Below are 11,404 nucleotides of genomic sequence, written 5' to 3' on the forward strand. Positions count from 1 at the left end.
GCATAACCATGCAGAATCGGCGGAATGGCCGACGTATTGAGGGTGGCGGTTGCCGGGGCCAGCGGCTATGCGGGCGGTGAGATCCTGCGCCTTTTGCTCGGGCATCCCGCCTACGCCGACGGCCGGCTCGCCATCGGGTCGCTGACCGCCGCGACGAGCGCCGGCAGCACGCTCGGCGAGCACCACCCGCACCTGACGCCGCTGGCCTCCCGCGTGGTCGAGCCCACCGAACTCGCCGTGCTGGCCGGCCACGACGTGGTGTTCCTGGGCCTGCCGCACGGGCATTCGGCCGCCCTGGCCGACCAGCTGGGCCCCGACACCCTGATCATCGACTGCGGCGCCGACTTCCGGCTCACCGACGCCGCGGCGTGGGAGCGGTTCTACGGCTCCCCGCACGCCGGAAGCTGGCCCTACGGACTGCCGGAACTGCCCGGCGCGCGGGAGCGGCTGCGCGGCGCGCGCCGGATCGCCGTGCCGGGCTGCTACCCGACCGCGGCGCTGCTGGCGTTGCTCCCCGCGATGGCCGAGGACCTGATCGAGCCCGCCGTCACCGTGGTGGCCGTCAGCGGCACCTCCGGGGCCGGCCGCGCGGCCAAGACCGACCTGCTCGGCTCCGAGGTGATCGGGTCCGCCCGGGCCTACAACATCGCCGGGGCCCACCGCCACACGCCCGAGATCGCCCAGGGGCTGCGGGCGGTCACCGACCGCGACGTCACGGTGTCGTTCACCCCGGTCCTGATCCCGACCTCGCGGGGCATCCTGGCCACCTGCACGGCGCGGACCCGCGCGCCGCTCTCACAACTGCGGGCCGCCTACGAAAAGGCTTACGACGCAGAGCCTTTCGTGTACCTGCTACCCGAGGGTCAACTGCCGCGCACCGGATCGGTGATCGGCAGCAACGCGGCACACGTCGCCGTCGCGGTGGACGAGGCCGCGGAGACGTTCGTGGCCATCGCCGCCATCGACAACCTGGTCAAGGGCACCGGCGGCGCGGCGGTGCAGGCGATGAACCTCGCGCTGGGTTGGCCGGAGGCACAAGGCCTTTCGGTGGTCGGGGTCGCCCCGTGACCCACACAGCCGAGGCGCGCCTGGTGCGCGAACAGGGCGTCACCGCGCCCGCCGGGTTCCGGGCCGCCGGGATCGCCGCCGGCATCAAGGCGTCGGGCAACCCCGACCTGGCCCTGGTGTTCAACGAGGGGCCCGACTACGCGGCGGCGGGCGTCTTCACCCGCAACAAGGTCAAGGCCGCGCCCGTGCTGTGGAGCCAGCAGGTCCTGACCACCGGCGCGCTGCGCGCGGTGATCCTCAACTCCGGCGGCGCCAACGCCTGCACCGGGCCCGGCGGTTTCCAGGACACCCACGCCACCGCCGAGGCCGTCGCCGCCGCGCTGTCGGACTGGGGGACGCAAACCGGGGCCATCGAGGTCGCGGTGTGCTCCACCGGGCTGATCGGCGACCGGCTGCCGATGGACAAGGTGCTCGCCGGGGTGCGCGCGATCGTTCAGGACATGGCCGGCGGTCTGAGCGGCGGCGACGAGGCGGCGCGCGCGATCATGACCACCGACACCGTGCCGAAACAGGTTGCGCTGCACCACCGGAGCAACTGGACGGTCGGCGGGATGGCCAAGGGCGCGGGCATGCTGGCGCCGTCGCTGGCCACCATGCTGTGCGTGCTGACCACCGATGCGAACGTCGAGGCCGCGGCGCTCGACACCGCGCTGCGCCGCGCCACCGCCCGCACCTTCGACCGGCTCGACATCGACGGCGCGTGTTCGACCAACGACACCGTGCTGCTGCTGGCGTCCGGGGCCAGCGGGATCACGCCCGCGCAGGCCGATCTCGACGACGCCGTGCTGCGGGTGTGCGACGACCTGTGCGCGCAGCTGCAGGCCGACGCCGAGGGCGTCACCAAGCGCGTCACCGTGACGGTGACCGGGGCGGCCTCCGAGGACGACGCGCTGACCGCCGCGCGGGTGATCGCCCGCGACAGCCTGGTCAAGACCGCGGTGTTCGGGTCGGACCCCAACTGGGGCCGGGTGCTGGCTGCCGTCGGGATGGCGCCGATTCCCCTCGACCCCGATCGAATCACGGTGTCGTTCAACGGCTTCGCCGTGTGCGTCGACGGTGTCGGGGCGCCGGGCGCGCGCGAGGTGGACCTGTCCGGCGCCGACATCGACATCACCGTCGACCTGCGCGTGGGTGACGGCCACGCCGCGGTCCGCACCACGGACCTCTCGCACGGCTATGTCGAAGAGAACTCGGCGTACAGCTCATGACTTTCACAACGGAGCAGCTGCCGACCGGCGTCAAGGCGCAGGTGCTCGCCGAAGCCCTGCCCTGGCTCAAGCAGCTGTACGGCAAGGTCGTCGTCATCAAGTACGGCGGCAACGCCATGACCGACGACACGCTGCGGCACGCCTTCGCCGCCGACATGGCCTTCCTGCGCAACTGCGGCATCCTGCCCGTCGTCGTGCACGGCGGCGGCCCGCAGATCACCGCCATGCTGCGCCGGCTGGGCATCGAGGGCGACTTCAAGGGCGGCTTCCGGGTCACCACACCCGAAGTGCTCGACGTGGCGCGGATGGTGTTGTTCGGACAGGTGGGCCGCGAACTGGTCAACCTGATCAACGCGCACGGGCCCTACGCCGTCGGCATCACCGGCGAGGACGCGCAACTGTTCACCGCCGTGCGGCGCAGCGTGACCGTGGACGGCGTGGCCACCGACATCGGCCTGGTCGGCGACGTCGAACGGGTCAACACCGCCGCGGTGCTGGATCTGATTGCGGCGGGCCGCATTCCGGTGGTGTCCACGCTGGCCCCGGACGCCGAGGGCGTGGTGCACAACATCAACGCCGACACCGCCGCCGCGGCGCTCGCCGAGGCGCTGCGGGCCGAGAAGCTGTTGATGCTCACCGACGTCGAGGGCCTCTACACCAGCTGGCCCGACCGCGGCTCGCTGGTGAGCGAAATCGACACCGGCACACTCGCGCAACTGCTACCCACGCTGGAGGCGGGCATGATCCCCAAGGTCGAGGCGTGCCTGCGGGCGGTCACCGCCGGCGTCCCGAGCGCGCACGTCATCGACGGGCGGGTCGAACACTGCGTGCTGGTCGAGCTTTTCACCGATGCGGGGACCGGCACCAAGGTGGTGCCCACATGAGCCAAGGGGAAACAGTGAAGCAGCGCTGGGAAGCCGTGATGATGAACAACTACGGCACCCCGCCGCTCGCCCTGGCCAGCGGCGACGGCGCCGTGGTCACCGACGTGGACGGCAACAGCTACGTGGACCTGCTCGGCGGCATTGCGGTCAACGTCCTCGGGCATCGCCACCCCGCGGTCATCGAGGCCGTCACCCACCAGATGGCCACGCTGGGCCACACCTCCAACCTGTACGCCAGCGAACCCGGCATCGCGCTGGCCGAGGAGCTGGTGGCGCTGCTCGGCGCGGACGCGCCCGCCCGGGTGTTCTTCTGCAACTCGGGAACCGAGGCCAACGAGGTCGCGTTCAAGCTGTCGCGGCTCACCGGGCGCACGAAACTGGTTGCGGCGCAGGGCGGTTTCCACGGCCGCACGATGGGCTCGCTGGCACTGACCGGCCAGCCCAGCAAGCAGGCGCCGTTCGAGCCGCTGCCCGGATACGTCACGCACGTGCCCTACGGGGACGCCGACGCGCTGGCCGCGGCCGTCGACGACGCCACCGCGGCGGTGTTCCTCGAACCGATCATGGGGGAGGGCGGCGTCGTGGTCCCGCCGGAGGGCTATCTGCGGGCCGCGCGCGACATCACCTCGCGGCACGGCGCGCTGCTGGTGCTCGACGAGGTGCAGACCGGGATGGGCCGCACCGGAGCGTTTTTCGCCCACCAGCACGACGGCATCACCCCGGACGTCGTGACCATGGCCAAGGGGTTGGGCGGCGGGCTGCCCATCGGCGCGTGCCTGGCCGTCGGGCGGGCCGCCGAGCTGCTGACCCCCGGCCTGCACGGCAGCACCTTCGGCGGCAACCCGATCTGCGCCGCTGCGGCGCGGGCGGTGCTGCGGGTGATCACCGACGAGGACCTGATCCGGCACGCGGAGGTGCTGGGCAAGTCGGTGCGGCACGGCGTCGAGTCCCTGAACCACCCGCTGATCGACCACGTGCGCGGGCGGGGGCTGCTGCAGGGCCTGGTGCTGACCGCGCCGCGGGCCAAGGAGGCCGAAAGTGCCGCGCGCGCAGCCGGATTCCTGGTCAACGCCGCCGCGCCCGAGGTCGTCCGGCTGGCCCCGCCGCTGATCATCACCGAGGCCCAGCTGGACGCCTTCGTCGGCGCGCTGCCGGGCATCCTGGACAAGGCCGCGGCATGACGCCCCGCCATTTCCTGCGCGACGACGACCTGTCGCCCTCCGAGCAGGCCGAGGTGCTGCAGCTGGCCGCCGAGCTGAAGAAGGATCCGTTCTGCTGCCGGCCGCTGGACGGCCCGCGCGGCGTCGCGGTGCTCTTCGACAAGAACTCCACCCGCACCCGGTTCTCCTTCGAGGTGGGCATCGCGCAGCTCGGCGGGCACGCCGTCGTCGTCGACGCCCGCAGCACGCAGCTGGGCCGCGACGAGACGCTGGCCGACACCGCGCGGGTGCTGTCCCGCTACGTCGAGGCCATCGTGTGGCGCACCTTCGGACAGGACCGGCTCGAGGCCATGGCCGAGGTGGCGACCGTGCCGGTGGTCAACGCGCTCTCCGACGAGTTCCACCCCTGCCAGGTGCTCGCCGACCTGCAGACCATCGCCGAACGCAAGGGATCCCTTGCGGGGCTGCGGATGTCCTACTTCGGCGACGGCGCCAACAACATGGCCCACTCGCTGCTGCTCGGTGGGGTGACCGCCGGCATCCACGTCACGATCGCCGCGCCCGACGGCTTCGCCCCCGCCCCGGCCTTCGTCGCGGCCGCGACGGAACGCGCGGAAACGACCGGCGGCTCGGTCACCCTCAGCGCCGAGCCCGACGCGGCCGCGCGCGGCGCCGACGTGCTGGTGACCGACACCTGGACGTCGATGGGCCAGGAGGCCGACGGGCTCGACCGCCGCACCCCATTCCGTCCGTTCCAGATCAACGAGCGGCTGCTGGGCCTGGCCGACCCGGAAGCGATTGTGCTGCACTGCCTTCCGGCCCACCGCGGCGACGAGATCACCGACGCGGTGATGGACGGGCCGGCCAGCGTGGTCTGGGACGAGGCCGAGAACCGGCTGCACGCCCAGAAGGCGCTGCTGGTGTGGCTGCTGGAGCGACGCTCATGACCCGCTCGAAGGCTTCCGCCGAGACCACCCGGGCCGGGCGGCAGGACCGCATCGTGGCCATCCTGTCGTCGGCGTCGATCAGCAGCCAAAGCGAGCTGGCGGCCCGGCTGGCCGACGAGGGCATCGAGGTCACCCAGGCCACCCTGTCGCGCGACCTCGAGGAGCTCGGCGCGGTGAAGCTGCGCGGAGCCGACGGCGGCGTCGGCGTCTACATCGTTCCCGAGGACGGCAGCCCGGTGCGCGGGGTGTCCGGCGGCACCGCGCGGCTGTCCCGGCTGCTGGGCGAGCTGCTGGTGTCGGCCGACGCCAGCGCCAACCTCGCGGTGCTGCGCACCCCGCCCGGCGGCGCCAACTATTTGGCCAGCGCCATCGACCGGGCGGCGTTACCGTACGTCGTCGGCACCATCGCCGGCGATGACACCGTCTTCGTGGCCGCCCGGGAGCCGATGACCGGCGCCGAGCTGGCCCGCACCCTAGAAGAGCTCACCTAAAACTAAGGAGATTGGTTCATGTCGGATCGCGTCATCCTGGCGTATTCGGGCGGTCTGGACACCTCGGTCGCGATCAGCTGGATCGGCAAGGAAACCGGCCGCGAGGTCGTCGCGGTGGCCATCGACCTCGGCCAGGGCGGCGAGGACATGGAGGTCGTCCGCCAGCGGGCCCTGGACTGCGGCGCGGTGGAGGCCGTCGTCGTCGACGCCCGCGACGAGTTCGCCGAGGGCTACTGCCTGCCCACCATCCTGAACAACGCCCTCTACATGGACCGCTATCCGCTGGTGTCGGCCATCAGCCGGCCGCTGATCGCCAAGCACCTGGTGGCGGCCGCCCGCGAGCACGGCGGCACCACCGTCGCGCACGGCTGCACCGGAAAGGGTAACGACCAGGTCCGGTTCGAGGTCGGATTCGCTTCGCTGGCACCGGATTTGGAGGTTTTGGCGCCCGTCCGCGACTACGCCTGGACGCGGGAGAAGGCGATCGCGTTCGCCGAGGAGAACGCCATCCCGATCAACGTCACCAAGCGCTCGCCGTTCTCCATCGACCAGAACGTGTGGGGCCGCGCGGTGGAAACCGGCTTCCTGGAACACCTTTGGAATGCACCCACCAAGGACATCTACTCCTACACCGAAGACCCCACCATCAACTGGAACACGCCCGACGAGGTGATCGTCGGGTTCGAGCGCGGGGTCCCGGTATCCATCGACGGCAAACCGGTGTCCGTGCTACAGGCCATCGAGGAGCTCAACCGCCGCGCCGGCTGCCAGGGCGTGGGCCGCCTCGACGTGGTCGAGGACCGGTTGGTGGGCATCAAGAGCCGCGAGATCTACGAGGCCCCCGGGGCGATGGTGCTGATCACCGCCCACACCGAGCTCGAACACGTCACGCTGGAGCGCGAACTGGGCCGCTTCAAGCGGCACACCGACCAGCGCTGGGCGGAGCTGGTCTACGACGGGCTCTGGTACTCGCCGCTGAAGACCGCGCTGGAGGCGTTCGTGGCGAAGACCCAGGAGCACGTGACGGGCGAGATCCGGATGGTGTTGCACGGCGGGCACATCGCCGTCAACGGCCGGCGCAGCGCGGAGTCGCTCTACGACTTCAACCTGGCCACCTACGACGAGGGCGACAGCTTCGACCAGTCGGCCGCCAAGGGCTTCGTCTACGTGCACGGGCTGTCGTCGAAGATCGCGTCCCGCCGCGACCTGGCGGCCGACGAAGGTCCGACCGCGACGTGAGCACGCGCGAGGGCTCGCTGTGGGGCGGGCGGTTCGCCGACGGACCGTCGGACGCGCTGGCCGCCCTGAGCAAGTCCACCCACTTCGACTGGGTGCTGGCCCCCTACGACATCGTCGCCTCGCGCGCCCACACCGTGATTCTGTTCCACGCCGGGCTGCTCACCTCCGAGCAGCGCGACGGGCTGCTGGCCGGGTTGGACAGCCTGGCGCAGGACGTGGCCGACGGCAGCTTCACGCCGCTGGTGACCGACGAGGACGTGCACGCCGCGCTGGAGCGGGGGCTGATCGACCGGGTCGGCCCCGACCTGGGCGGCCGGTTGCGCGCGGGGCGGTCGCGCAACGACCAGGTGGCCACGTTGTTCCGGATGTGGCTGCGCGACGCGGTGCGCCGGGTCGCCGACGCGGCCCTGGAGGTGGTGGCCGCGCTGGCCGCCCAGGCCGCCGCGCACCCCAGCGCCATCATGCCGGGCAAGACGCACCTGCAGTCCGCCCAGCCGGTGCTGCTGGCCCACCACCTGCTCGCCCACGCGCACCCGCTGCTGCGCGACGTCGACCGCATCGTCGACTTCGACAAGCGGGCGGCCGTGTCCCCGTACGGCTCGGGGGCGCTGGCCGGCTCGTCGCTGGGGTTGGACCCGGACGCGATCGCCGCGGAGCTCGGTTTCGACGCCGCCGCGGCCAATTCCATCGACGCGACCGCGGCCCGCGACTTCGCCGCCGAGGCCGCCTTCGTGTTCGCGATGATCGCGGTGGACCTCTCGCGGCTGGCCGAGGACCTCATCCTGTGGAGTTCGACGGAGTTCGGCTACGTCAGGTTGCACGATTCGTGGTCCACCGGCAGCTCGATCATGCCGCAGAAGAAGAACCCCGACATCGCCGAGCTGGCCCGCGGCAAGTCCGGGCGGCTGATCGGCAACCTGACCGGCCTGCTGGCGACGCTCAAGGCCCAGCCGCTGGCCTACAACCGCGACCTGCAGGAGGACAAGGAGCCGGTGTTCGACTCGGTGGCCCAGCTGGAGCTGGTGCTGCCGGCGATGGCCGGCCTGGTCGCCAGCCTGACGTTCGACGTCGAGCGGATGGCGGCCCTGGCCCCGGCCGGATACACGCTGGCCACCGACATCGCCGAATGGCTGGTGCGCCGGGGGGTGCCGTTCCGGTCCGCGCACGAGGCGGCCGGGGCCGCCGTGCGCACGGCCGAGGGGCGCGCGGTCGGGCTCGACGAGCTGACCGACGACGAGCTGGCCGCCATCAGCCCCGAGCTGACGCCGGAGGTGCGGGACGTGTTGACCATCGAGGGCTCGGTGTCGTCGCGCGACGGGCGGGGCGGAACCGCGCCGGCCAGGGTCGCCGAGCAGCTCGAAGCCGTCCTGGCCGAGTGCGAACGGCTCAAAACGCGGCTGGGCGGTGGCCGATGAGAGGACTTTGGTTTCTGTGCCGGGCGCTCCCGGGCCGATTAAACTTCTCGCAGGAAGCGATCCGGGTGAACATTTCGACCCTGATCTTCGTCGTCAGGGGGTGGGAGCAATGAGCGTCGTCGCCGGCGTGTTCGGTGCCTTGCCACCGTACCGCTACTCCCAGCGCGAGCTCACCGACTTCTTCGTCAGCATCCCGGACTTCGAAGGCTACGAGGACATCGTCCGGCAGCTGCACGTCAGCGCCAAGGTCAACAGCCGCCACCTGGTGCTTCCCCTGGAGCGGTACCCCACCCTGACCGACTTCGGCGTGGCCAACCGGATCTTCATCGACAACGCCGTCGACCTCGGCTGCGAGGCGCTGTCGGGCGCCCTGGACGAGGCCGGCCTGCGGCCCCAGGACCTCGACGTGCTGATCACCACGACGGTCACCGGCCTCGCGGTGCCCTCCCTGGACGCGCGGATCGCGGGCCGGCTGGGCCTGCGCGACGACGTGCGCCGGGTGCCGCTGTTCGGGCTGGGCTGCGTGGCCGGGGCCGCGGGCGTGGCCCGGCTGAACGACTACCTGCGGGGGGCGCCGGACGCCGCCGCGGCCCTGATCTCGGTCGAGCTCTGCTCGCTGACCTACCCGGGATACAAGCCGTCGCTGCCGGGTTTGGTGGGCAGCGCCCTGTTCGCCGACGGGGCGGGGGCCGTGGTGGGGGTCGGCGAGCGCCGCGCCGAGAAGGTCGCCGCCGGCGGGCCCGCCATCCTGGACTCGCGCAGCACGCTGTACCCCGATTCGCTGCGGACCATGGGCTACGACGTCGGCGCCGCCGGGTTCGAGCTCGTCCTGGCCAAGGACCTGGCCGAGGTGGTCGAGGAGCACATCGAGCGCGACGTCACCGGGTTCCTCGGCGCGCACGGGCTGACGACGACCGACATCGGCGCCTGGGTCAGCCACCCCGGGGGCCCCAAGATCATCGACGCGATCAACGCGAGCCTGAGCCTGCCGCCGGACGCGCTCGAACTGACCTGGCGCTCGCTCGGCGAGATCGGCAACCTGTCCTCGGCCTCGGTGCTGCACGTGCTGCGGGACACCCTGGCCAAGCCGCCGCCCAGCGAAAGCCCCGGCCTGATGATCGCGATGGGTCCCGGATTCTGCTCCGAGCTCGTATTGTTGCGCTGGCACTGACAGGGCGTTTCTGCTTGTGCCTCCCCAAGATTCACCGATGGAACCGATGACCCCGCTTTCTCGCCCAGGCCGCGACTCATGACCGGCGACTCCGACGAGCTCGTCAGGGCCCTGCGCGCATCGCTGAAGGAGAACGAGCGGCTCAAGCGCGAGGCTCGCGAATACCTCGCCGCCGCAACCGAACCCGTCGCGGTGGTCGGGATGGGCTGCCGGTACCCCGGCGGGGTGGATTCCCCGGAGGCGCTGTGGCAGATGGTCGTCGAGGGCCGCGACGTGGTCTCCGAGTTCCCGACCGACCGGGGCTGGAACCTGGCGGGCCTGTTCGATTCGGACCCCGACGCGGTCGGAAAGTCCTACGCCCGGTGCGGCGGGTTCCTGGCCGACGCGGCCGACTTCGACGCCGCGTTCTTCTCCATCGCCCCCAGCGAGGCGCTGGCGATGGACCCGCAGCAACGCCTGTTGCTGGAGGTGTCCTGGGAGGCGTTGGAGCGGGCCGGGATTGACCCCGCCGCGCTGCGCGGGTCGCCGACGGGGGTGTTCGCGGGGATCTTCCACGGGTCCTATGGCGGGCAGGGGCGGGTGCCCGGACACCTGGAGCGCTACGGGCTGCGCGGTTCGACGCTGAGCGTGGCCTCGGGCCGGGTGGCCTACGCGCTGGGCCTGGAGGGCCCGGCCGTGTCGGTGGACACCGCCTGCTCGTCGTCGTTGGTGGCCCTGCACCTGGCGGCGCGGTCGCTGCGCGCCGGCGAGTGTGACCTGGCGCTGGCCGGCGGGGTGACGGTGATGGCGACGCCGGCGATGTTCATCGAGTTCAGCCGGCAGCGGGCGCTGGCCTCCGACGGCCGGTGCAAGGCGTATGCGGGGGCCGCCGACGGGACCGGATTTTCCGAGGGCGTCGGGGTGCTGGTGCTGGAAAGGCTGTCCGACGCACGGCGGCTGGGGCACCCGGTGCTGGCGTTGCTGCGCGGGTCGGCGGTGAACCAGGACGGCGCCTCGAACGGATTGGCCACGCCCAACGGCCCGTCGCAGCAGCGGGTGATCCGCGCCGCGCTGGCCAACGCGCGCCTGGCCGCCGCCGACGTGGACCTGGTCGAGGGGCACGGGACGGGCACCACGCTCGGGGATCCGATTGAGGCGCAGGCGGTCCTGGCGACCTACGGGCAGGACCGTTCGGCCGGCCGGCCGCTGTGGCTCGGATCGATCAAGTCGAACATGGGCCACACCTCGGCGGCGGCCGGCGCCGGCGGGGTGATCAAGATGGTGCAGGCCATCCGGCACGGGGTGATGCCCAAGACGTTGCACGTGGATGTGCCCACGCCGCACGTGGATTGGTCGGCGGGGGCGGTTTCGCTGCTGACCGAGGCGCGGGAATGGCCGGCGCCCGACGACGCGCCGCGCCGGGCCGGGGTGTCGTCGTTCGGCATCAGCGGCACCAACGCGCACGTCATCGTCGAGCAGGCGCCGCAAGAGGTTTCCGCACCCGCGGCCGGCGACGACGCGCCCGCGCCGTGGGTGCTGTCGGCCCGCTCGCCCGACGCGCTGGCCAACCAGGCGGCGCGGCTGTTGGCGCGGGTGACCGACGACCCGGGGCTGCGGGTGGTCGACGTGGCCTGGTCGTTGGTCTGCACGCGGTCGCTGTTCGAGCACCGCGCGGTGCTGGTGGGCGCCGACCGCGCGCGCCTGGTCGCGGAGCTGGCCGACGTGGCCGCCGGCACCCCGGGCGCGGGCGCGGTGGTGGGCCGGGCGCGGCCGCTGGGCAAGACGGTGTTCGTGTTCCCCGGCCAGGGTTCGCAGTGGGTCGGCATGGGCGCCGAATTGCTG

Annotated in this window: 9 protein-coding genes and 1 pseudogene; all 10 read left to right on the forward strand. The window is 72.1% G+C overall.

From position 1 onward, the window contains the following. Window positions 1-8 precede the first annotated feature (8 nt). Window positions 9-1,068 (forward strand): annotated as a pseudogene (argC, locus tag A5680_RS00595) (N-acetyl-gamma-glutamyl-phosphate reductase). Beyond that, entirely contained in the window at window positions 1,065-2,276 is a 1,212-nt protein-coding gene (argJ, locus tag A5680_RS00600) for a bifunctional glutamate N-acetyltransferase/amino-acid acetyltransferase ArgJ (RefSeq protein WP_055402781.1), read from the forward strand. The pseudogene argC and the gene argJ overlap by 4 nt, the downstream one beginning before the upstream one ends. After that, window positions 2,273-3,160, forward strand: coding sequence for an acetylglutamate kinase (argB, locus tag A5680_RS00605; RefSeq protein WP_055402779.1), 888 nt, complete (start codon window positions 2,273-2,275; stop codon window positions 3,158-3,160). The genes argJ and argB overlap by 4 nt, the downstream gene beginning before the upstream one ends. Beyond that, window positions 3,157-4,341: an acetylornithine transaminase gene (locus tag A5680_RS00610; protein ID WP_067815047.1), complete on the forward strand. Its 1,185-nt coding sequence runs from the start codon at window positions 3,157-3,159 to the stop codon at window positions 4,339-4,341. The genes argB and A5680_RS00610 overlap by 4 nt, the downstream gene beginning before the upstream one ends. Beyond that, a complete protein-coding gene (gene argF / locus A5680_RS00615) occupies window positions 4,338-5,267 on the forward strand; it encodes an ornithine carbamoyltransferase (protein ID WP_055405788.1) in 930 nt (309 codons plus the stop codon). Before A5680_RS00610 ends, argF begins: the two co-directional genes overlap by 4 nt. Then, window positions 5,264-5,758, forward strand: coding sequence for an arginine repressor (locus A5680_RS00620; protein ID WP_055402773.1), 495 nt, complete (start codon window positions 5,264-5,266; stop codon window positions 5,756-5,758). The genes argF and A5680_RS00620 overlap by 4 nt, the downstream gene beginning before the upstream one ends. Window positions 5,759-5,776: 18 nt before the next feature. Next, window positions 5,777-6,997, forward strand: coding sequence for an argininosuccinate synthase (locus A5680_RS00625; protein WP_055402771.1), 1,221 nt, complete (start codon window positions 5,777-5,779; stop codon window positions 6,995-6,997). After that, a complete protein-coding gene (argH, locus tag A5680_RS00630) occupies window positions 6,994-8,412 on the forward strand; it encodes an argininosuccinate lyase (protein WP_055402769.1) in 1,419 nt (472 codons plus the stop codon). Before A5680_RS00625 ends, argH begins: the two co-directional genes overlap by 4 nt. A gap of 109 nt (window positions 8,413-8,521) precedes the next feature. Beyond that, window positions 8,522-9,583 (forward strand): type III polyketide synthase, encoded by a 1,062-nt coding sequence (locus tag A5680_RS00635; RefSeq protein WP_067815049.1) that lies wholly within the window; start codon window positions 8,522-8,524, stop codon window positions 9,581-9,583. 78 nt (window positions 9,584-9,661) lie between these two features. Further along, window positions 9,662-11,404 (forward strand): type I polyketide synthase (locus tag A5680_RS00640; RefSeq protein ID WP_304442363.1); only part of this gene is annotated, 1,743 nt, incomplete at its 3' end.

Source organism: Mycobacterium sp. E2989 (assembly GCF_001667595.1).
Lineage (GTDB): Bacteria > Actinomycetota > Actinomycetes > Mycobacteriales > Mycobacteriaceae > Mycobacterium.

Excerpts from the sequence above, each read along its gene's own strand:
- argB (WP_055402779.1), top strand. The coding sequence starts at position 2,273 with ATGACTTTCACAACGGAGCAGCTGCCGACCGGCGTCAAGGCGCAGGTG.
- A5680_RS00610 (WP_067815047.1), top strand. The coding sequence starts at position 3,157 with ATGAGCCAAGGGGAAACAGTGAAGCAGCGCTGGGAAGCCGTGATGATG.
- argF (WP_055405788.1), top strand. The coding sequence starts at position 4,338 with ATGACGCCCCGCCATTTCCTGCGCGACGACGACCTGTCGCCCTCCGAG.
- A5680_RS00620 (WP_055402773.1), top strand. The coding sequence starts at position 5,264 with ATGACCCGCTCGAAGGCTTCCGCCGAGACCACCCGGGCCGGGCGGCAG.
- A5680_RS00625 (WP_055402771.1), top strand. The coding sequence starts at position 5,777 with ATGTCGGATCGCGTCATCCTGGCGTATTCGGGCGGTCTGGACACCTCG.
- A5680_RS00635 (WP_067815049.1), top strand. The coding sequence starts at position 8,522 with ATGAGCGTCGTCGCCGGCGTGTTCGGTGCCTTGCCACCGTACCGCTAC.